Annotated in this window: 20 protein-coding genes and 2 pseudogenes; 8 read left to right on the top strand and 14 right to left on the bottom strand. The window is 68.6% G+C overall.

Annotation, left to right across the window (positions count from 1 at the left end):
- The 4 genes from ftsH to BN4332_RS26395 form a co-directional block, all read right to left on the bottom strand.
- The coding region (gene ftsH / locus BN4332_RS26410; protein WP_066902388.1) for an ATP-dependent zinc metalloprotease FtsH at positions 1 to 1958 on the bottom strand (1958 nt) is incomplete at its 3' end.
- Between the two features lie 127 nt (positions 1959 to 2085).
- The gene (locus BN4332_RS26405) at positions 2086 to 2943 is read right to left on the bottom strand and encodes a PaaX family transcriptional regulator C-terminal domain-containing protein (protein WP_066902383.1); all 858 of its coding nucleotides are present in this window, start codon (positions 2941 to 2943) and stop codon (positions 2086 to 2088) included.
- On the bottom strand, positions 2940 to 4151 hold the full coding sequence (locus tag BN4332_RS26400; protein ID WP_066902382.1) for a saccharopine dehydrogenase family protein: 1212 nt from the start codon (positions 4149 to 4151) through the stop codon (positions 2940 to 2942). The genes BN4332_RS26405 and BN4332_RS26400 overlap by 4 nt, the downstream gene beginning before the upstream one ends.
- A complete protein-coding gene (locus BN4332_RS26395; RefSeq protein WP_066902387.1) occupies positions 4148 to 5155 on the bottom strand; it encodes an alpha/beta hydrolase family protein in 1008 nt (335 codons plus the stop codon). The genes BN4332_RS26400 and BN4332_RS26395 overlap by 4 nt, the downstream gene beginning before the upstream one ends.
- Positions 5156 to 5234: 79 nt before the next feature.
- On the opposite strand from BN4332_RS26395, the gene BN4332_RS26390 reads away from it, so the two are divergent.
- From BN4332_RS26390 to BN4332_RS26375, 4 genes are read left to right on the top strand one after another with little or no spacing between them, the layout of a single operon-like run.
- Entirely contained in the window at positions 5235 to 6200 is a 966-nt protein-coding gene (locus tag BN4332_RS26390; RefSeq protein WP_276079266.1) for an alpha/beta fold hydrolase, read from the top strand.
- Entirely contained in the window at positions 6197 to 7414 is a 1218-nt protein-coding gene (locus BN4332_RS26385; RefSeq protein WP_066902381.1) for an LLM class flavin-dependent oxidoreductase, read from the top strand. Before BN4332_RS26390 ends, BN4332_RS26385 begins: the two co-directional genes overlap by 4 nt.
- Positions 7414 to 8424 carry a zinc-binding dehydrogenase gene (locus tag BN4332_RS26380; protein ID WP_066902380.1) on the top strand — a complete coding sequence of 337 codons (1011 nt, stop codon included), beginning with the start codon at positions 7414 to 7416 and terminating at the stop codon, positions 8422 to 8424. The genes BN4332_RS26385 and BN4332_RS26380 overlap by 1 nt, the downstream gene beginning before the upstream one ends.
- 21 nt (positions 8425 to 8445) lie before the next feature.
- Positions 8446 to 9186 carry an SIMPL domain-containing protein gene (locus tag BN4332_RS26375; protein WP_066902379.1) on the top strand — a complete coding sequence of 247 codons (741 nt, stop codon included), beginning with the start codon at positions 8446 to 8448 and terminating at the stop codon, positions 9184 to 9186.
- Positions 9187 to 9265: 79 nt separating this feature from the next.
- Here BN4332_RS26375 and BN4332_RS26370 read toward each other — a convergent pair.
- From BN4332_RS26370 to BN4332_RS35640, 8 genes and pseudogenes are all read right to left on the bottom strand, one after another.
- Positions 9266 to 10674 (bottom strand): annotated as a pseudogene (locus BN4332_RS26370) (molybdopterin dinucleotide binding domain-containing protein); the annotation flags it as partial.
- 298 nt (positions 10675 to 10972) lie between these two features.
- Positions 10973 to 11932 carry a tRNA lysidine(34) synthetase TilS gene (tilS, locus tag BN4332_RS26365; protein ID WP_066902378.1) on the bottom strand — a complete coding sequence of 320 codons (960 nt, stop codon included), beginning with the start codon at positions 11930 to 11932 and terminating at the stop codon, positions 10973 to 10975.
- Positions 11911 to 12975 (bottom strand): Rv3626c family coenzyme F420 biosynthesis-associated protein, encoded by a 1065-nt coding sequence (locus BN4332_RS26360; RefSeq protein WP_096867142.1) that lies wholly within the window; start codon positions 12973 to 12975, stop codon positions 11911 to 11913. Before BN4332_RS26360 ends, tilS (BN4332_RS26365) begins: the two co-directional genes overlap by 22 nt.
- Complete coding sequence (dacB, locus tag BN4332_RS26355) at positions 12972 to 14555, bottom strand: D-alanyl-D-alanine carboxypeptidase/D-alanyl-D-alanine endopeptidase (RefSeq protein ID WP_268811536.1); 1584 nt, start codon at positions 14553 to 14555, stop codon at positions 12972 to 12974. The genes BN4332_RS26360 and dacB overlap by 4 nt, the downstream gene beginning before the upstream one ends.
- A 39-nt stretch (positions 14556 to 14594) precedes the next feature.
- Positions 14595 to 14738: pseudogene (locus BN4332_RS34695) on the bottom strand (hypothetical protein); the annotation flags it as partial.
- Positions 14739 to 14756: 18 nt separating this feature from the next.
- Positions 14757 to 15335 carry a hypoxanthine phosphoribosyltransferase gene (gene hpt, locus BN4332_RS26350; RefSeq protein WP_066902376.1) on the bottom strand — a complete coding sequence of 193 codons (579 nt, stop codon included), beginning with the start codon at positions 15333 to 15335 and terminating at the stop codon, positions 14757 to 14759.
- Positions 15336 to 15380: 45 nt separating this feature from the next.
- Positions 15381 to 16301, bottom strand: coding sequence for a tRNA lysidine(34) synthetase TilS (gene tilS, locus BN4332_RS26345; protein WP_200820443.1), 921 nt, complete (start codon positions 16299 to 16301; stop codon positions 15381 to 15383).
- Positions 16184 to 16441, bottom strand: a complete 258-nt coding sequence (locus tag BN4332_RS35640) for a hypothetical protein (RefSeq protein WP_435405181.1) — start codon at positions 16439 to 16441, stop codon at positions 16184 to 16186. Before BN4332_RS35640 ends, tilS (BN4332_RS26345) begins: the two co-directional genes overlap by 118 nt.
- 127 nt (positions 16442 to 16568) lie before the next feature.
- On the opposite strand from BN4332_RS35640, the gene BN4332_RS26335 reads away from it, so the two are divergent.
- The 4 genes from BN4332_RS26335 (at position 16569) to BN4332_RS26320 (ending at position 19879) form a co-directional block, all read left to right on the top strand.
- Positions 16569 to 17057, top strand: a complete 489-nt coding sequence (locus tag BN4332_RS26335) for an inorganic diphosphatase (RefSeq protein ID WP_066902375.1) — start codon at positions 16569 to 16571, stop codon at positions 17055 to 17057.
- 105 nt (positions 17058 to 17162) lie between these two features.
- On the top strand, positions 17163 to 17714 hold the full coding sequence (locus tag BN4332_RS26330) for a 2-oxo-4-hydroxy-4-carboxy-5-ureidoimidazoline decarboxylase (RefSeq protein ID WP_066902374.1): 552 nt from the start codon (positions 17163 to 17165) through the stop codon (positions 17712 to 17714).
- A 42-nt stretch (positions 17715 to 17756) separates the two neighbouring features.
- Entirely contained in the window at positions 17757 to 18695 is a 939-nt protein-coding gene (locus tag BN4332_RS26325) for a 2-hydroxyacid dehydrogenase (protein ID WP_066902385.1), read from the top strand.
- Positions 18696 to 18739: 44 nt separating this feature from the next.
- Positions 18740 to 19879, top strand: a complete 1140-nt coding sequence (locus BN4332_RS26320) for a serine hydrolase domain-containing protein (protein WP_066902373.1) — start codon at positions 18740 to 18742, stop codon at positions 19877 to 19879.
- Here the strand turns inward: BN4332_RS26320 and BN4332_RS26315 are convergent.
- Together BN4332_RS26315 and BN4332_RS26310 are read right to left on the bottom strand one after the other, a co-directional pair.
- The gene (locus BN4332_RS26315) at positions 19858 to 20268 is read right to left on the bottom strand and encodes a hypothetical protein (protein ID WP_066902372.1); all 411 of its coding nucleotides are present in this window, start codon (positions 20266 to 20268) and stop codon (positions 19858 to 19860) included. The genes BN4332_RS26320 and BN4332_RS26315 overlap by 22 nt on opposite strands.
- Positions 20269 to 20323: 55 nt before the next feature.
- Positions 20324 to 21292, bottom strand: coding sequence for a TerC family protein (locus BN4332_RS26310; protein WP_066902371.1), 969 nt, complete (start codon positions 21290 to 21292; stop codon positions 20324 to 20326).
- Positions 21293 to 21408: the final 116 nt, after the last annotated feature.

The raw sequence follows: 21408 nt of genomic DNA, 5'->3' as shown, positions 1-21408 counted from the left end.
GCCTTGAAGGCCGGCTCGGGCACCGGCGGCGGCCACGGCTCGCCGCGCTCGATGGCGATCTCGCCGGGGGTCTTGATCGGCGGCTTGTCCGAGGGCACGCGGCCACCGAAGTCGTCGAACATGGTGAGCCGCGGGCGCTTCTTGACGTCGCCGAAGATGGCCTCCAGCTCGGCGCGGTGCAGCGTCTCCTTCTCCAGGAGCTCACCGGCCAGCGTGTCGAGCACATCGCGGTACTCGGTCAGGATCTCCCACGCCTCGGTGTGCGCGGCCTCGATCAGCTTGCGCACCTCGTCGTCGATGTCGCGGGCCACCTCATGACCGAAGTCGGCCTGGGTGCCCATGGTGCGGCCCAGGAACGGGTCGCCGTGCTCGGTGCCGTAGCGCACCGCGCCCAGCTTGGAGCTCATGCCGTACTCGGTGACCATGGCCCGGGCGATCTTGGTGGCCTGCTCGATGTCGGACACCGCGCCGGTGGTGGGCTCGCGGAACACCAGCTCCTCGGCGGCGCGGCCACCCATGGCGAACACCAGCCGGGCGATCATCTCCGAGCGGGTCATCAGGCCCTTGTCGTCCTCGGGCACGGCGACGGCGTGGCCACCGGTGCGGCCGCGCGCCAGGATGGTGACCTTGTAGATCGGCTCGATGTCGGGCATCGCCCACGCCGCAAGGGTGTGTCCACCCTCGTGGTAGGCGGTGATCTTCTTTTCCTGCTCGCTGATGATGCGGCTCTTGCGGCGCGGGCCGCCGACGACGCGGTCGACCGCCTCCTCCAGCGCCGCGCTGGTGATGATGGTGCCGTTCTCGCGTGCGGTGAGCAGCGCGGCCTCGTTGATGACGTTGGCCAGGTCAGCGCCGGACATGCCGACGGTCCGCTTGGCCAGCCCGTCCAGGTCGGCGTCGGGCGCGATCGGCTTACCCGCCGAGTGCACCTTGAGCACGGCGCGACGGCCGGCCAGATCGGGGTTGGAGACCGGGATCTGGCGATCGAAGCGGCCGGGCCGCAGCAACGCCGGGTCGAGGATGTCGGGCCGGTTGGTGGCCGCGATCAGGATGACGCCCTGGCGGTCGCCGAAGCCGTCCATCTCGACCAGCAACTGGTTGAGCGTCTGCTCGCGCTCGTCGTGGCCGCCGCCCATGCCGGCGCCACGCTGGCGGCCAACAGCGTCGATCTCGTCGACGAAGATGATGCACGGGCTGTTGGCCTTGGCCTGCTCGAACATGTCGCGCACCCGGGAGGCGCCGACACCGACGAACATCTCTACGAAGTCCGAGCCCGAGATCGTGAAGAACGGGACCCCGGCCTCGCCCGCGACGGCGCGGGCCAGCAGGGTCTTACCGGTTCCCGGTGGGCCGTACAGCAACACACCCTTGGGGATCTTGGCGCCCAGTGCCTGGTAGCGGCTGGGGTTCTGCAGGAAGTCCTTGATCTCGTAGAGCTCCTCGACCGCCTCGTCGACACCGGCGACGTCGGCGAACGTGGTCTTGGGCATGTCCTTGCCCAGCTGCTTGGCCTTGCTCTTGCCGAAGCCGAAGCCCATCCGGCCGCCGCCCTGCATGCGCGAGAACATCACGAACAGCGCCACCAGCAGCAGCAGCGGCAGCATGTAGATCAGCATCGAGCCCAGGAAGCTGCCCTGGTTCACGGTGGTACCGAACTTGACGTTCTTGGCCTCGAGTTGGTCGACGAGCTTCACCGCGTAACCGGTGGGGTACTTGGTGATGACCTTGTCGGAGTTCTCGGTCTCTTCTTTGCCGCTCTTCAGATCGAGGCGCAACTGCTGCTCGCGGTCGTCGATCTGGGCGCTGTTGACGTTGTCAGCACCGATCTGGGCCACCGCCACCGAGGTGTCGACGGGTTTGTAGCCGCGGGTGTCGTCGCTGAAATAGAAGAACGACCAGCCCAGCAGCAGCACGACCGCGATCACGGTCAGCGTGCGGATCACATTTTTGCGGTTCATCGATCACTTGGCCGAGTTCGGCCCGGTCCTTCCAACGTGCGCAGTTGAGACATCAAGGCTACCGCTAGACCAACGTCCGGCAGTTCCCGACGGTTATCTAGCCGGGCTACCCGCACCCGCAGGCCGGCTACTGGCCGACGATGCCCGCCACTTCAGCGATGACATCGGCATACCAGCGGAAGAGGTTCAGGGGCTCGGGCCGATCGTCTCGCAGCAGGTCCGACCAGCAGTCCGCGACCGCTGCCCGGGCCGTGGCGCCTATCCACGGCTGCGGCAGCAGTTGCGGTGGCAGCAGCGGGTCCGGCTCTACTGCCCGGGTGAATTCCGCGGCCAGCCCGATCGCGATGCCGAGCCGCGTGGTTCGGTCGGCATCCGGCAGCTCACGTTCGGCGCGCTGCGCGGTTGCGAGAAGGCGACGATGACCGTCGGCGATACGGTCCAGCGGCCACAGGGCTTCGGCGAGCCCCCGTACCTCGGTGACTCCACCGACCGTGAGGTCGGTCGTGGTGAGAGTGGTGATGCGATCGGTGACGCCGAAACGGTCGGCCGCGGCCTGCACGTATGGCTCCCATTCGTTGGGCGAGACATAGAGGCCGCCCTGGACGGGAGCACCGCCGAGTCGCAGGACCGCGTCGCGCATCGAGTCGCGGGCCGATCTCGCCGACTCGCCGATCGCGAAGGCCACCACATGCCACCGGCCGTCCCAGTCGGCCTGGCCACGGTCCTGGGCGTACATGAAACGGATGAACTCCAGATCCGGCTCGATGGTGCTGCGCACCTCCGGCGTCGCCCGCAACACCGCCTTGCGGCCCCGGCCGTCCTGGACGAACTGTCCCTCGGCGACCAAACGCTTGATGCACAACCGCACCTGCTGGTCGCTCATCCCGAGGGTGCCCGCGACGTCGTAGAGCTCGCCCGCATCGACCGTGGCGTCCTGCCGCAGCAGGCTCTCCACCAGGGTGCGAGTGGGGATCTCAGGACTCATCGGTATTCATGGTCCACCACGATCAGTGGTGGCGAACCGGTGCGTCCGAGTTCGCGGTCGAGGTCGGCGAAGAACCGGTCTCTGTCGATCACCGCATCCGGGGGGTGCACGCCGGACCGTCGAGCGGCGCCGTCAGCGACCTGGGACATGCCGAGTGCCAAGGGAATTCCGGTGGCACGAGCCATGTCGGTCAGCAGTTCATCGACTCCGGCCACCGGGTTGAGGTGGGCGAGTACGGCCATCGCTCGGCCACCGCGATCACCGAAAGCCGCCGCGAAGAAGGGCGGCAGCTTTCCCGGGCCCTTGTTGACCAGGGCGCGCGGCCACGACCGGATGACACCGGCGAAATCGGGTTCGGCGATGCGGCGGGCCGCGGTCTCGTTGGTCAGCCGGCCGCGGTCGATGCCCCGGCGCAGCACGTCGAGGTAGGCGAGCGCCGATGGACTGATGACCATGAGGTTGGCCGAGTCCCCCGTGGGTTTGAGGGTGCGGTGCAGCGTGACGGGTTCGGGGTGGCCCACGGTGTAGGCAGTGCCGTAGCGGCCGCCGGGAAGCTTGAGCGTCACGGGCCGCAGCGGCCGTTGTTCGGCCAGCGAGCCGGCCCGCACCGTGGTGATGCTGCCGCTGCTCTGCTGCATCCAGTGCACGGCCGCGGCAGTGGGTGATCCGTCCGTGCCGATCAGCTGGTCGCGGCTCGTCTCGTCACCGCCGGCCGTCACGTCGACCGGCCACGCGGTGTACAGGTCGCGCACCGAGTCGAGTGGGGCCGCCGCGGTTGCGGCGAGCAGGTTGCTCACCCCGGGGCTGGCACCCATGCCGATGACGGCGGTCACCCCGGCCGCACGGGCCGTCGCGTCGAGTTCGAGCATCTGCAATGTCGGCTCCCAGTCGTCGCAGATGTCGAGATAGTGCGTCCCGGTGTCGATCGCCGCCCGCAACACCGTCAGTCCGAACCGGTAATACGGGCCGACGGTGTTCAGCACGAGGTCGGCCTCGGAGAGCGCACGGCGGAGTTCGGTGTCGTAAGTGATGTCGATGCCGCGAGCACTGACCGGCACGGGTGCGGCAGACAAGTCCCGGGCAAGGCGTTGCGCCGCTGCGTGATCGCGGTCCGCGACGACGATGTGCTCGGCCATGCCGGCGCAGGCGGCGGTCCGTACGGCGACGGCACCCATCGCTCCGGCGCCACCTAGGGCGAGAACTCTCATGGCACAGTCCTTTCGGGTTGGCCCTCGACGAACTTCCGGAGGAATTCGAGGTATCCGGGCGCATACAGCGACCGCGGCGCGAAGACCGCCACCAGGAACGCACGGATGCCCTGATGGTGATCCAGGGACGCCTTCACGATGTTGTGTGAAGCGTCGGGAAACGTCTTGACGGTCAACTTGTTCGGTGGCAGCTGCGCGCGATAGACCCGCTCGGTTTCGGCCACGTCGACGTTGCGGTCGTCCGCACCGAGAATCAGCAGCACCGGAATCTTGATCCCCGCAAGTTGAGATGTCACGTCGGACAGGTAGTTGGTGCGCACGAACCGCCAACGGTCGGCGGACATCGGCGGGTTGTCGACACTGGCCGCGAGGTACCGGTCGTAGTCGGCGTGGGCACGCAGTAGCCGCAGGGATTCGGCCCGCCGCCGTAGCGCGGCGGCGATCTCACTGTCGCCGGCCTGCCGCGCCCGCAGTTCGGCCAGGAGGTTGTATTCGCCCTGTCGCAACCAGTTGATCGCCGGTCCGACCAGGGTCATGAACTGCAACTCGGGATGCTTCGCGGCTACCTCGGGCAGCACCCAACCGGCCTGGCTGATGCCCCATACCCCGATGCGGCGCGGATCGATGTCGCGGCGGCCGCGCGCCCAGGCCAGAACGGCCTCGGTCTCGACGGCACGGTCATGCATGCTCTGATCCAGCCAATTGCCCTGCGCCCCTTCGACACCCGGCTTGTTCCAGGAGACCGAGGCGTAGCCGGCGCGGGCAAACGACTCCCACAGCGGCCGGTAGAACGAATCGCGGGACGCGTCAGCCGGGCCGTCGCCGTGCACGAATATCACCAGACCGTAAGGCTTCTCGCCGTGATTCGGCAGCGCCAGGATCGCCTCGAGCGGCTGCGCCGGACCGGGGATCTGCACGCGCTCCTCGGCGATGTCGAAGTCGTTCTGATAGAGCACGACCCCACCGAGCGTAGCCGCGACGACGCAGCAGACAGCGATCATCAGGAGGGCGACTCGACGCATAAAACTATCGTACATCAAACGGTCGTTTCAATTTCGATAGCTATGGATAGGTGGACTTACGATGCCGCCGATCCTGTGCTTGGCTGGGACCGTGCGCACACCAACCGAACGGTTAGTCGATACCAACGGCGTGACGTTGAAAGTGCTCGAGGCGGGAGAGCGCGGAAATCCGGTGGCGGTGCTGACCCACGGATTTCCTGAGCTGTCCTACTCGTGGCGCCATCAGATTCCGGTGCTCGCCGCGGCCGGCTACCACGTGCTGGCCCCGGACCAGCGCGGATACGGCGGCTCGTCGCGGCCCTCGGCGATCGAGGACTACGACATCGTGGCGCTGACCGCCGACATCGCGGGGTTGCTCGATGACGTCGGCGCCGAGCAGGCCGTGCTCATCGGCCACGACTGGGGCTCACCCGTCGCGACCAACTTTCCGCTGTTCTTCCCCGAGCGAGTCACCGCGGTGGCCGCCCTCAGCGTGCCTCCGGTCCCCCGGGCATCAGGTCCGCCGACACAGATCTGGCGCCGCATGGCTGGCGACAACTTCTTCTACATCCTGTATTTCCAGGAGCCCGGTGAGGCCGATGCCGCCCTGGGCGCCGACGTGCGGGAGTCGATGCGCCGCATGATGACGATGGAAGGCGTCAGCGCCCCGCCGGACGAGCTGAGGGGCCGACCGGTGCCGCCGCTGCCGGACTGGATCAGCGCCGACGAGTTCGAGCACTACGTGCAGGCGTTCACCGCGACCGGCTTCACCGGGCCGCTGAACTGGTACCGCAACTTCGACCGGAACTGGGAACTCACCGATCCGGTCTCGGGGAAGATCGCGACCCGGACCATCACCGCCCCCACCTTGTTCCTGGCCGGCACCGCGGACCCGGTGCTGAGCTTCACCCCGCGCGACCGGGTGGGCGAGCTGGTCACCGGGGACTACCGGGAGGTGCTGATCGACGGCGCCGGTCACTGGCTGCAGCAGGAACGCCCCGACGAGGTCAACAAGGTGCTGTTGGAGTTCCTGGAGGGGCTGCGATGAGCGCTCGCGCGAAGAGCCAACAAGGTGCGGTGAGTCCGTTGAACTTCGGCGTGTTCATCACCCCGTTCCACCCGGTCGGCCAATCCCCCACCACCGCACTCCAATACGACATGGACCGGGTCGAAGTGCTGGACCGGCTGGGCTACGACGAGGCCTGGTTCGGCGAACACCATTCCGGCGGTTATGAACTCATCGCCTGCCCCGAAGTGTTCATCGCCGCCGCGGCCGAGCGGACCAAACACATCCGGCTGGGCACCGGCGTGGTGTCCCTGCCCTACCACCACCCGCTCATGGTGGCCGACCGGTGGGTGCTGCTCGACCACCTCACCCGCGGCCGGGTGATGTTCGGATCCGGTCCGGGCGCACTGCCGTCGGATGCGTACATGATGGGCATCGACCCGGTGGACCAGCGGCCGATGATGCAGGAATCTCTCGAGGCGATCCTCGCGTTGTTCCGGGCCGCGCCTGATGAGCGCATCGACCGCAAGACCGACTGGTTCACCCTGCGCGAAGCCGCACTGCACATCCGGCCCTACACCTGGCCTTATCCCGAAATATCCACTGCGGCAATGATTTCGCCGTCCGGCCCGCGCCTGGCCGGGACGCTGGGCACATCGCTGCTCTCTCTGTCGATGTCGGTACCCGGTGGCTACGCGGCCATCGAGACCACGTGGGACATCGTGCGCGATCAGGCCGCCAAGTCCGACCGGCCCGAGCCGGACCGGAAGAATTGGCGGGTGCTGGGCGTCATCCACCTCGCCGACACCCGCGAGCAGGCCATCGAGGACTGCACGTACGGCCTGCAGGACTTCGCCAACTACTTCGGCGCAGCCGGCTTCGTGCCGCTGTCCGAGAAGACCGAGGACACCGGCTCTGCCTACGAGTTCGTGGAAAGCTATGCCTCCAAAGGAAATTGCTGCATCGGCACGACCGCCGACGCCATCACCTACATACAGGATCTGCTGGACCGCTCGGGCGGATTCGGGACGTTCCTGCTGCTCGGCCACGACTGGGCCCCACCGGCGGCCACCTTCCATTCCTATGAGCTGTTCGCGCGTGAGGTGATCCCGCATTTCAAGGGCCAGCTCACGGCCGCGCGGGCATCGCACGACTGGGCCAAGGGCATGCGGGACCAGCTATTGGGCCGCGCCGGGCAGGCGATCGTCAACGCCATCACCGAACACACCACCGAAGGCGCCGAGGGCAAGGCGTGATGCGTGCCGCCGTGCTGCGTGACGGCCGCATGGTCGTCCGCGATGACGTGCCCGAACCGGCGCCGGGCCCGGGCCAGGTTCTGGTCGAGGTGAAGGCCTGCGGAATCTGCGGCTCCGATCTGCATTTCGCCACCCACGGCGCCGACATGCTGGCCGCGAGCGCCGACCTGGAGGGCGTGCCGGACATCGATATCGACCTGTCCGGGGACGTCTTCATGGGCCACGAGTTCAGCGCCGAGATCCTGGATGCCGGACCGGGAACCGAGGCGCCCGCGGCCGGCACCCTGGTGACCTCGGTCCCGGTGCTGATCTCGGCCGGCGGGGCCGCACCGATCGTGTACAGCAACACCACCCTCGGCGGATACGCCGAGAAGATGTTGTTGTCGGCACCACTGCTGCTCCCGGTGCCCAATGGGCTGAGCGCCGAACACGCCGCGCTCACCGAACCGATGGCCGTCGGCCTGCACGCCGTGAACGCGTCACACATCGAACCCGGTGCGGTAGCCCTCGTCATCGGCTGCGGTCCGGTCGGCATCGCCGTCATTGCCGCACTGAAACTTCGGGGCGTGAAAACCATTGTGGCCTCGGACTTCTCCACCGCCCGCCGGGAACTCGCCGCCACGATGGGCGCGCACGTCACAGTGGACCCGGCGACGGATTCGCCGTTTCACCAGTGCCGGCCCGCGGTGGTGTTCGAAGCCGTCGGCGCCCCCGGGATCATCGATGACGTGCTGCGCCGCGCACCCGCGGGCATCCGGCTGGTGGTGGCCGGGGTCTGCATGCAGCCCGACACCGTGCACCCGTTCTACGCGATCACCAAGCAGATCAACATCCAGTTCGTGTTCGGCTACGACCCCGCCGAGTTCGCCACCGCGCTGCGCGCCATCGCCGAGGGCGACATCGACGTCGCGCCGATGATCACCGGGACCGTGGGCCTGGACGGCATCGACGCCGCGTTCGGCGAACTCGCCTCGCCCGACCGGCACTGCAAAGTCCTGGTTACGCCGTGATGTCCCGGTAGGGTTCCGGTCATGCCGATCGCCGGAAATGCGAAGTTGCGGGTCCTCGGCGCGGCCGCGGCGGGTCTGATCGCCGTCGGCGCCAGCGCATGTGATGCGAGTTCGGGGCCCGGCGGCGCCGATGCCCCGGCCGGTGCCCGGCAGGTGACCGTCGTCGGATCGGGCCAGGTGCAGGGCGTGCCGGACACTCTGACCGCCGATGTGGCGATGGAGTTCAGCGCGCCGGATGTCACGGCCGCACTCAACCAGTCCAGCCAGCGGCAGCAGGCCGTCATCGACGCACTGGTCGGGTCCGGCATCGACCGCAAGGACATCAGCACCAACCAGGTCAGCGTGCAGCCCCAGTTCAGCCCCGACGGCACAGGCAGCACTATCACGGGCTACCGGGCCAGCAATGCGATCAACGTCAAGATCCGCGACACCGCGAAGGCCTCGCAGACCTTGTCCCTGATCGCGGGGACAGGTGGGGACGCCACCCGGATCAACTCGGTCAACTATTCGATCGAGGACGATTCCGACCTGGTGAACGATGCGCGGGCGCGGGCCTTCGAGGACGCCAAGAACCGGGCCGGGCAGTACGCCGAGTTGTCCGGGCTGGAGCTGGGCAAAGTGCTGTCGATCTCCGAACAACCCGGCGGCTCGACGCCACCGACACCCACCCCGATGCCGCGTGCCGCGATGGAGGCGGTGCCGCTGGAGCCCGGCCAGCAGACCGTGAACTTCTCGGTGACGGTGATCTGGGAGCTCACCTAGCCGGCTATCCGTTGACTTTGAAACCACGCACACCGCCACCCGCAAAAATGCAGCGTCAGCTCAAAGTCAACAAGAAGGCTCAGCCCGCGGGCGCGATGTCGACGGGGATGCCGTTGAGCACCGCCGTGCCGGACAGCGGGTCCAGGTGGGTGCCGTCGTTGAGCTGATTGACGTTGACCCCGGGCCGGCTGGCCGCGAGTTCCTGACCGGTTCCCCCGCGATCGTGCCCCCAGCCGTGCGGTAGCGAGACCACGCCGCGCCGGATGCCGTCGTTGACCTCGACCGGCGCCAGCAGCTCACCGCCCGGGCCCTTGATGACGGCGATGTCGGTGAGACCCAGATCCGCTGCATCATCGGGGTGGATCTGCAGGGTGCACCGGTTCGAGCCACCGGACAGCGCCGGCAGATTGTGCATCCAGCTGTTGTTGGACCGCAGATGGCGCCGGCCGATCAACAGGAATCCGCCTGCGGTGCGGCCGAGCGCGTCCCGCAACCGCGCCACATCGGCGACGATCGGCTCCGGCGCGAGTTCGATTGTCCCGCTGGGGGTTCGCAGCACCTCGGGAATCCGTGGCTGCAGCGGGCCCAGGTCGATACCGTGCGGGTTGGCCTTCAGCCGCTCCAGGGTGAGCCCGTCGGGCCGGGCGCCGAAGGCATCGCCGTACGGCCCGAGTCGCAGCATCATGTCGAGCCGGCGTTCGTAGCCGGGGCCCTCCCACAGCATCGAGGTGAGCTCCTGTACGTCGTGGCCGACCACCGGTGAATCGGCGTCGGCGACCTCCTTGCCCAGTGTCGTCGCGATCACCTGGGCGTCGACCAGTCCGGGGTCGCCGCCGGGCCCTACCCCGTAGAGGATCAGCGCCAGGCGTGACAGGATCTCGGCCTCGTCGGGCCGGCCGTCCAGCGGCAGCACCGGCGAGGAGTACCGCACGTTGTTGCGCACCGCGAGATTGTTCAGCGCGACGTCGAAGTGGGCGGTCTGCGACGGTGGGGGCGGCGGCAGGATGACGTCGGCGTGACGGGTGGTCTCGTTGAGGTAGGGGTCGACGGCCAGCATGAACTCGACGCTGTCGAGCGCCCGGTCGAGCCGGTCACCGTCCGGCGCGGACAGCACCGGGTTACCCGCGATGGTGATCATCGCCTTGATCTGGCCATCGCCCGCGGTGTCGATCTCCTCGGCGAGCGCGGCCGCAGGCAACTCGGACAACGCCTCGGGGTAGCCCGAGACCCGGCTGGTCCACCGCCCGGTCTTGAAGCCACGACCCGGTTTCGGCGGACGCGGCGCGTGGGCCGCCGCGCCGAGCGGGAACATCGCCCCACCGGGCCGGTCGAGATTGCCGGTCAGCACGTTGATCACGTCGACGAGCCAGCTGCCGACGGTGCCGAACTCGACCGTGGAGGTACCGATCCGGCCGTACACCGCGGCCGTCGGTGCCGCCGCGAGCTCGCGGGCCAGTTCCCGGATCTCCCCGGCTGCCACGCCGCACGNGGACGAGCCGTACGAGCTGACCGCCATGAACTCCAGCTGTGTGGGCAGCGGGATGGTCCGGGCCAGGTCGGTGACGAACATGACCGCGCCCTTGAGCACGGTGACCAGCAACAGGTCGTCGTTGCCCAGGTCGTCGCGGTACTGCTCGGCGATCATCTCCGCCAGTTCGACGGTGCGGGTCCGGATCTGCTCCTCGGACAACAGCACCGATTTGATGTCTCCCGCGTAAAGCTCGGCAGAGTCGACAGCCACTGCAACAGCGTGCCACGTGAGGGGGCCGCTTTCCAACGTGCCTCGCTAGACGGGTTCGGCGTGCAGCCGCAGCACGCCGCCGTGCCGCGCCGCGAACAACCGCTGTTTGCGCAGACCGGACCCGACGGCCACGCCGCCCTGCCCGCGCCACGCCGTCACCAGCCGGTCCACCCCGCGAATCTGGATGTCGGTCAGATCACACGCGCCGCCCTCCAGCAACCAGGCCCGGATCACCCGGCGGCGCACGGCATCGGACAGTTCGGCCAGCCGGCCGGTGTCCAATCCGCCGTCGGCGGTCACGGCCGCCGCGAGCGCCTCGCGGCCCAACGCATCGAGGGTCTCGGTGTCCTCGCGCAACGCGGTGGCGGTCCTTGCCAGTGCCTCGGCGACACCCCCACCGAGCACGTCCTCCAGCAGCGGCAGCACCTCGTGCCGCAGCCGGGCGCGGGTGAACCGGCGGTCGGCGTTGTGCGGATCCTGCCAGGCCGTGAGGCCGAGTTCGTCGCACGCCGCGTGGGTGACCGCCCGGCGCACCCCCAGCAGCGGCCGGTGCCACGGCGGGTCATGCGCCCGCATCCCGGCGATCGAACGGGCCCCCGACCCGCGGCCCAGCCCCAGCAGCACCGTCTCGGCCTGATCGTCGAGCGTGTGGCCCAGCAGGACCGGCGCACCGGCGCGGGCGGTGCCCAACGCCAGATAGCGCGCCTGACGGGCCGCCGCCTCTGGGCCGCCCAGTTTACCGACGTCGACCGGAATCACCTGCGCCACAGCGCATCCCAGCTCAAGCGCCTGTCGACGCGCGGTCTCGGCCACGGCGTCCGAGCCCGGCTGCAAGCGGTGATCGACGATCAGCGCGGTGGTGGGCCGCAGGGTCGCGGCGGCCGCCGCCAACGCCAGCGAGTCCGCACCGCCGGACAGGGCCACACACCAGCTGGCACCGTCGATCTGCGCGCCGGCCGCCGCCACCGCTTGCCGCAGCGCGGCTAGAGCACCCGGTCGATCCATCGTTGCGGTTCGTCGATCTCGTGGGGCTGAGGCAAGGTGTCGGGTCCGGACCAGATCGTGTTGAACCGGGCCATCCCGACGGTCGACACCACGTGGTCGACGAACGCCTTGCCCCGGGTGTACTGGCTCAGCTTGGCGTCGAAGCCGAGCAGCGCACGCACCAGCCGCTGCACCGGTGGCTGCTTGCGCTGCCTGCGTTCGTCGAAGCGACGCCGGATGGTCGACACCGTGGGCACCACCGCCGGGCCGACGGCATCCATCACGTGATCGGCGTGCCCTTCGAGCAGCGTGCCGAGCACCAGCAGCTGATCGAGGGCCCGGCGCTGCGGCTCGGCCTGCACCGCACGCATCAGCCCCAGTACGCCGGTCGAATTCGGGTCCGCCGACCCGTTGCGCTGATTGCGGACGAACTGCGCGAGGCGGGCCGCCATCTCGGCGACGTCATCGCCGGCGTCCTGGGTGAGCACCGCCAGCGACTGCGACATGTGGTCGGCCAGCCACGGATTGGCCCGGAACTGCACCCGGTGGGTCACCTCGTGCAGACACACCCACAGCCGGAAATCTGCTGGGACGACCCGCAATTGGCGTTCGACGGAGATCACGTTGGGGTATACCAGCAGCAGTTCACCGCCGTTCGGGCCGAACGGGTCGTACTGGCCGAGGATGCCCGACGAGATGAACGCCAGCACCGCGCCCGTCTGCGCACCCGTCACCCGTCCGGTGATGAAACCCGGTTTGGCCGAATCGGTTTCGTCTCCGGGCTGGATGCCCGTCGTCATCACCCGCATCGACCGGGTGGCCGCGCGGATCCACTCGGGCCGGTCCACGATGCGGGCCTCGGGCAGCTCGGCACCCTCGTTCAGCCCCGTCACCTCCCGGACCGGGAGCTCGGCGGCCTTCGAACTCTCCGACAGCTGCTCGATGACCTGGTTACGGGTGTAGTCGGTGGCGGCCGGGGCCGGCCGGGCCAGCTTCGCCCCGACCGTCGCGGCGAAATCCCAGTCGACCGCGCGGCCGGCGGTCATGCTGACCCGCTCGGTCATGTGGCGCATCCGCACGAACGAAGCACCGCGGCCAGCGCGTCGATCGCGGTGCGGCCGGTGGGCCCGGCATTGTTGGAGATCAGCGCGAACGTCAGCACCCGGCCGCTCTCGTCGGTGACGATGCCGGCCAGCGCATTGGTGCCGGTCAACGAGCCGGTCTTGGCCCGCAGCCAACCGGCGGCGTCGCGTCCGGCGTCGGTGTCGAGGTAGCGGTTGGACAACGTGCCGCTGCCGCCCGCGATGGGCAGCAGGTCGACCAGTGGCCGCAGCGCGGGTTCGGTGCTGCCGGCCGCGATGTTGACCACGTCGTCGAGGATCCGGGCGCTGAGCCGGTCGTCCACCGACAAGCCGCTGGAATCAACCAGTTTGGCGCCCGAGGTATCGATGCCGATCGCCTTGAGCTGGCTCAGCACCGCCTCGACGCCACCCTCGAAACTCTGCGGCTCGCGCAGTTCGACGGCCACCTCACGCGCGATCGCCTCGGCCATCACGTTGTCGGATTCGTTCATCATCTGACGGAGCCGCTCGATCAGCGGGGCCGATTCCACGGCCGCGATCTGCCTGCCGCCCCGCACCGCATCGGGTAGCACCGTCACCGTGGCCGGGTCCACCCGGAGCGCGGCGGCCAGGGCCCGGCCCGCGTCGAGCGCAGGCGTCGTGGAGCGTTTCGATTCCACCGTCGTGGGCTGGATCCGTCCGCCGTCGAGCATCACCGATTCCATCGGCGCGATGTCACCGCCCTCGATGTCGGCCGGATCCCAGCCCGGCGCCATCGTCGGCCCGCTGTACGCACTGGTGTCCACCCGCACCGCGGTGACCGTGACACCGCTGCTGCGCACCTGCTCGGCCAGATCGCTGATCCGGGCCGCGCCCTTGTACCAGGTGTCGATGTCGTCCGGAGCCGCCGACAACGTGGTGTCACCGCCCCCCTTGAGCACCACCAGACCCGGCTGGGAATCCACCGCCAGGACCGTCGTGGTCAGCCGGGCATCGCGCTCCAGCGTGAGCAACGCGGCCGCCGTCGTCAGCACCTTGTTGACCGACGCGGGCTGCATCGGCACGTCGGAGTTCTGTTCCCACAGTTCGGCGCCCGNGGGCCGCGGCGCGACGTGCCGGTCGGCCAGTTCGGCGGTACGGGTACGGGCCGGGTCGATGACGGTCAGCTTGCCGCCGCGTTTGCGCAGTGCGCGCAGCTTGCCCGGGAAGTCGGCGGCGGTGGCCAGGCTGCCGTTGGACACCAAGGGATTCGCGCCGATGATCACCAGATAGTCGGTGCGGTCCAGATCCGGCACGGTGAACGCGATCGGGCTGCCGAACATCAGGCCCAGCGCCACGTGCTTGGGCATCTGATCGAGCGTGCTGGCGCTGAACACCTGGCGGGTGCCGAGTGCCTTGACGATCACCGGCGCATAGAGACTGCCTGCGATGGTGTGGGCGTTCGGGTTGCCGAGGTACACCCCGACCGACGTGCCGCCGTGTTCGGCGATCACCGCGCCGAGCCGCTCGGCGACGACGGCGTACGCCTCATCCCAGGTGGACTCGGTCAGCACCCCGTCCCGCCGGACCAGGGGGCCGGACAGCCGGTCGGGGTCGTTGTCGAGTTCGCCGAAGCTGGCGCCCTTCGGGCAGATGAACCCGGCGCTGAACACGTCGTCGCGGTCACCGCGGGCAGCGGTCACCCGGTCGTCGGTGATGGTCAGCGTCAGGCCGCAGGTGGCCTCGCAGAAGGGGCAGATGCGCAGCGCGGTCCGGGTGTCAGCCATACCCGGATTCTGCGCCTGTCAGGCGTTCTCGTACACCTTTGGATCGAGAGTGCCGATATAGGGCAGATCGCGGTAGCGCTCGGCGAAATCCAGGCCGTAGCCGACCACGAACTCGTTGGGGATGTCGAAGCCCACGTAGGCGACGTCGAGCTCGGTCTTGACGGCCTCGGGCTTGCGCAGCAGCGTGCACACCCGCAGCGAACGCGGGCGGCGGGTGGCCAGGTTGCGCAGCAGCCACGACAGGGTCAGCCCGGAGTCGATGATGTCCTCGACGATCAGCACGTCGCGGTCATTGATGTCGCGGTCGAGATCCTTGAGGATCCGCACCACACCCGAGGACGACGTGGACGAGCCGTACGAGCTGACCGCCATGAACTCCAGCTGTGTGGGCAGCGGGATGGTCCGGGCCAGGTCGGTGACGAACATGACCGCGCCCTTGAGCACGGTGACCAGCAACAGGTCGTCGTTGCCCAGGTCGTCGCGGTACTGCTCGGCGATCATCTCCGCCAGTTCGACGGTGCGGGTCCGGATCTGCTCCTCGGACAACAGCACCGATTTGATGTCTCCCGCGTAAAGCTCGGCAGAGTCGACAGCCACTGCAACAGCGTGCCACGTGAGGGGGCCGCTTTCCAACGTGCCTCGCTAGACGGGTTCGGCGTGCAGCCGCAGCACGCCGCCGTGCCGCGCCGCGAACAACCGCTGTTTGCGCAGACCGGACCCGACGGCCACGCCGCCCTGCCCGCGCCACGCCGTCACCAGCCGGTCCACCCCGCGAATCTGGATGTCGGTCAGATCACACGCGCCGCCCTCCAGCAACCAGGCCCGGATCACCCGGCGGCGCACGGCATCGGACAGTTCGGCCAGCCGGCCGGTGTCCAATCCGCCGTCGGCGGTCACGGCCGCCGCGAGCGCCTCGCGGCCCAACGCATCGAGGGTCTCGGTGTCCTCGCGCAACGCGGTGGCGGTCCTTGCCAGTGCCTCGGCGACACCCCCACCGAGCACGTCCTCCAGCAGCGGCAGCACCTCGTGCCGCAGCCGGGCGCGGGTGAACCGGCGGTCGGCGTTGTGCGGATCCTGCCAGGCCGTGAGGCCGAGTTCGTCGCACGCCGCGTGGGTGACCGCCCGGCGCACCCCCAGCAGCGGCCGGTGCCACGGCGGGTCATGCGCCCGCATCCCGGCGATCGAACGGGCCCCCGACCCGCGGCCCAGCCCCAGCAGCACCGTCTCGGCCTGATCGTCGAGCGTGTGGCCCAGCAGGACCGGCGCACCGGCGCGGGCGGTGCCCAACGCCAGATAGCGCGCCTGACGGGCCGCCGCCTCTGGGCCGCCCAGTTTACCGACGTCGACCGGAATCACCTGCGCCACAGCGCATCCCAGCTCAAGCGCCTGTCGACGCGCGGTCTCGGCCACGGCGTCCGAGCCCGGCTGCAAGCGGTGATCGACGATCAGCGCGGTGGTGGGCCGCAGGGTCGCGGCGGCCGCCGCCAACGCCAGCGAGTCCGCACCGCCGGACAGGGCCACACACCAGCTGGCACCGTCGATCTGCGCGCCGGCCGCCGCCANGGTGCGGGGCGAGCCGCCGCGGCGTCACTGGACTGGTGCCCGGTGAGCACCGCGGCGACCGCGACAACGGCGGCGACCAGCACCAGAACCACGACGCCAACCGCCACATGGGTGGACTGCCGCCACCGTGTGGGCCGCATATTTCTCCTGCTCTGCCGGTGGTGGGGACGAGCCACCCGTTTAGGCCAGACTATCGCTCGATTAGGGTTGACCCGCGTCGTCGCCCGACGACCCAAGACTGACCGCAGATGCGAAGGAGCCGCGACGGTGAAGTTCGACGTCGTCATCGAGATCCCGAAGGGTTCGCGCAACAAGTACGAGGTTGACCACGAGACCGGCCGGGTCAAGCTCGACCGCTACCTCTACACCCCGATGGGCTACCCCGCCGACTACGGATTCTTCGAGGACACCCTCGGCGAGGACGGCGATCCGCTGGATGCGCTGGTGCTGCTGCCCGAGTCGGTGTTCCCCGGCTGCGTCGTCGAGGCCCGTCCGGTGGCCATGTTCCGGATGACCGACGAGGCCGGCGGCGACGACAAGTTGCTGTGCGTGCCCGCAGGCGACCCGCGCTGGGACCACATCCAGGACCTCGGCGACGTGTCGCAGTTCGAGCTCGACGCGATCAAGCACTTCTTCGTGCACTACAAGGACCTGGAGCCGGGCAAGTTCGTCAAGACCGCCGACTGGGTGGGCCGCGAAGAGGCCGAGGCCGAGCTGCAGCGCTCGGTGGAGCGGTTCAAGACCGAAGGTCACTGATCGGCGGGCCGATCCAATGGCCACTGAGTTCGGGCCCAGCACTGAATTTGCCCCGTCGTAACACGGGGTAACGCCCCTGTGCTCTGCGGGTTCGATGATTGTCCCGTGTTGATGCATCAGGGCATGGGGTTGCCGGCGTTCAACGCATTGCCGACGCGGCGGGCCGTCCACGCGCTCTACGAGTGCTGCAACAGCGTGGTGCTGGCCACCGATCTGGCCGGCGGGCGGCCCTACGCCGACCACGACTCGCTGTTCCGGCAGGCCGATGCCCTGTTGTTCAGCCTCGGTGAGGATTCCATCGACCGGGTGCTGCAGGCCTATCCCCACATCGGGAAGCGCCCGCGCAGCCCGAAGTCGGTGTGCGAGCAGTGCTCGGTGTGGGACGACGACCCGGCGGTGATGGCACAGCTGAACGCCGGGGTGCTGCAGTACGTCGAGCGGTTCGGGTTCGGCTTCGTGATGTTCGTGGAGGACGGAGCGGCCCCGGCCGCGACATCGGGCGCCGGCTGCGCGCACCGCGCCATGGCCGGAATCACCGACCGGTTGCACAACGACCTCGAGACCGAGCGCAAGGTGGTCCGCAACGAGCTGGCCCGGATCAACCGGGCCCGGCTGGAGCGCATGCTCGGCCCCGAGGGCGGCTATTACAACTGGTAGCCCGGCGGCGTCTCCCGCAGAATCGAAGCGGTGCGAACCGTGATGCAGGTGGGCCCGCTCAAACCGTCGCTCGCCGAGACCCTCCGTACCGACTACCAGGCGTACACCCTGCCCAACGGCAACCAGCGTGATGCGTTCCTCGCCGACCATGCCGACGACATCACCGCGATCGTGGTGTCCGGCGTCACCCGGGTCGAGCCCGACCTGATGGCCGCGCTGCCCAACCTCAAGGCCGTGGTGAACTTCGGCGTCGGCTACGACAACATCGACGTCGAGGCGGCCACCGCGCGCGGGATCGGCGTCAGCAACACCCCCGACGTGCTCGACGACTGTGTCGCCGACACCGCGGTGGGTCTGCTGATCGACACCATGCGCCGGTTGTCCGCCGCCGACCGTTATGCGCGGGCCGGACGGTGGGCGACCGACGGCAACTATCCCCTGACACAACAGGTTTCAGGATCGCCCGTGGGCATTCTGGGATTGGGGCGCATCGGCGGCGCGATCGCCACCCGGCTGCGCGCGTTCGGATGTCCGATCAGCTACCACAACCGCAGGCAACTCCCCGACAGCCCGTATCGGTACCTCGGTTCGCCGGTGGAGCTGGCCCGCGAGGTGCGCGTGCTGGTGGTCGCCGCGGCCGGCGGGGCCGGCACCCGCCACCTCGTGGACCGCGCGGTGCTGGACGCTCTCGGGCCCGACGGTTATCTCGTCAACATCGCCCGCGGTTCCGTGGTCGATCAGGACGCGCTGGTCGACGCGTTGGTGCACGGCCGCCTGGCCGGCGCCGGACTGGACGTCTTCGCCGACGAGCCGAACATTCCTTCGGAGTTGACCGCGCTGGACAACGTGGTGCTGCTGCCGCACGTCGGCAGCGGCACCGTGCAGACCCGGGCGGCGATGGAGGCGCTGGTGTTGCAGAACCTGGACGGCTTCCTGCACTCGGGTCGGCTGGTCACCCCGGTGGCGGATCAGCCGTCCTAGCGGATTCAGCCGCCGGCCCGCGGCCGGGCGCGCAAGATGTGGCGATGGAAACCGTGCACGGCCACTGCGATGCCCGCTTCACCACCATCCGCGATGCGCTGGCCACCGCGATAGCCGAGGGCGAGGAGACCGGCGCGGCCATCGCGATCGACATCGACGGAGAACTCGTCGTCGACATGTGGGGCGGTCACGCCGACGCGGCCAAGACCACCCCGTGGGCCGAGGACACCATCGTCAACGTCTTCTCGTCCACCAAGACCGTGACCGCATTGGCCGGGCTCATGCTGATCGACCGCGGCCTGATCACCGCCGATGCCAAGGTGGCCGAGTACTGGCCCGAGTTCGCGGCAAATGGCAAGCAGGACATCGAGTTCCGGCACCTGCTGACCCACAGCTCCGGGTTGTCGGGATGGGAGCCGCCGTTCACCATCGAAGAAATTTACGACTGGGAGAAATCCACGGCTGCGCTGGCCACCCAGGCACCGTGGTGGGAACCGGGCACCGCGTCCGGCTACCACGCACTGACCCATGGCCACCTCATCGGCGAAGTGCTCCGGCGGATCACCGGTAAAACGCTCAAAGAGTTTGTCCGCGAAGAAATCTCAGGCCCGCTGGGTGCCGACTTCCAGATCGGCGCACGCGTCGAAGACCACCATCGCATCGCCGACATCATCCCGGCGGACAAGCCCCTCGATCTTCCGCTGGATCAACTGCCCGAGATCGCGCTCAAGACGTTCGCGGGCACGCCGTCGCCGGAGATCGCCAACACCGCGGCCTGGCGCGCCGCCGACATCGGTGCGGGCAACGGCCATGGCAATGCCCGGGCGCTGGCCCGGATTCTGTCGGTGATCTCGTTGGGCGGCACGGTCAACGGCGTCACGCTGCTGAAACCGGGGACCGTCGAATCGGCCTTCGAACCGCAGATCGAGGGCCCCGACGTCGTCCTGCTCGGACACCCGCTGCGGTGGGGGCTGGGCTTCGGGCTGCCGCAGACCGAGACCGTGCCGTACGTGCCCGAGGGCAAGATCTGCTTCTGGGGTGGCTGGGGTGGCTCCTGGGAGACCATGAACCCCGACCATCGCGCCACGTTCGCCTACGTGATGAACAAGATGGGCCCCGGCGTCGAAGGCTCGGAGCGCACCGCCCGCTACCTGAACCTGTTCTACGAGGCTCTGCGCGCCTGATCACGCGCCTCGAGACGGCGCAGCACGTCACCACCGAGCACCCGCAGCTCCTGATCCGGACCGGCAGGCAGCAGCGTCACCCCGTCGGCCACGCCGGCCGCCTCGATGTCGGCGATCAAACCGGTCAGGCCGTCGACCGTCCCGACGTAGCGCACCTCGGCGTCCGGACCGGCGACGGTGAGGCCGCAGCGCGCCGAGCGGTAGTCGCCCGCCACCGCCACGGTGACGTCGAGGATCACCGAGACGGCGTCGTCCTCGGACTTGAGACCGGACCGGATCCGGCGCGCCTTCGCCAGGTCGGGCGCGGTGATCCGCGCCGTCGGCTGGTCACCGTCGGTCAGCTCGGTCCAGTCCCCTGCTTCCACCACAAATAGCCGCACCCCCGCCACGCTATGTGCAGATACCGCACCTGAACAGAGTTACGTTCAGGCGGAGTCCAAGGGACTACCGCGCGTCGCGGACCCGGGTCTTGTACAGGCTGGCGGCCGTGGTGATCAGCAGCGTCACGATGATCACGCCCAGGCTGGCCAGGGTCGGGATCTCCGGGACGTGAACGGGCTCGCCACCGTTGATGAACGGCAGTTCGTTCTCGTGCAGCGCGTGCAGCACGAGCTTCACCCCGATGAACGCCAGGATGAACGCCAGCCCCTGGGACAGGTAGACCAGCCGCTTGAGCAGGTCGCCGAGCAGGAAGTACAGCTGCCGCAGGCCCATCAGCGCGAACACGTTGGCGGTGAACACCAGGTAGGGCTCCTGGGTGAGCCCGTAGATGGCCGGGATCGAATCCAGCGCGAACAGGAGGTCGGTGGTGCCAAGGGCCACGATCACCAGGAACATCGGCGTCATCAGCCGCTGGCCGTTCTCGTGGATCCACAGCCGCAGCCCGTCCCACTTGTCGGTGGTGCGCAGATGCTTGCGCGCGAACCGGACGACGGAGTTGTCGCCGTCGTCGTCGTGGTCGGTGTCACGGACCAGGTTGATCGCGGTGTACACCAGGAACGCGCCGAAAATGTAGAACACCCAGGAGAACTGGTTGATGGCCACCGCGCCCAGCGCGATGAAGATGCCACGGAAGATCAGCGCCAGGATGATGCCGACCAGCAAGGCCTGCTGCTGATAGATCCTCGGCACCTTGAAGCTGGCCATGATGATCAAGAAGATGAACAGGTTGTCCACCGACAGGCTGTACTCGGTGAGCCACCCGGCGAAGAACTCCAGACCGAACTGGCTGCCGTGGAACAACCACACCCACACCCCGAACAGCACCGCCATGCCGATGTAGATCGACAGGGCCGTCGCGGTTTCGCGAGTGCTGGGTTCGTGTGGGCGTCGCCCGATCACGACAACGTCGAACAGCAGAACGGCGATCGTCACAGCGAGGGTGACTATCCATTCCAGCTGGGTTACCTGCATCGAGTGATCCTCCGGTCGTCAAAGCGCCGGAGGTCTCTTCCACCGGCAGCGCGCACCGGTCTGCGACACCGATCGACCCATGAGGATCGACGTGATGACGACATCGCAGCGAAGGA

Source organism: Mycolicibacterium houstonense, from assembly GCF_900078665.2.
GTDB lineage: Bacteria > Actinomycetota > Actinomycetes > Mycobacteriales > Mycobacteriaceae > Mycobacterium > Mycobacterium houstonense.
This window is presented reverse-complemented; position numbering and strand designations above follow the sequence as displayed.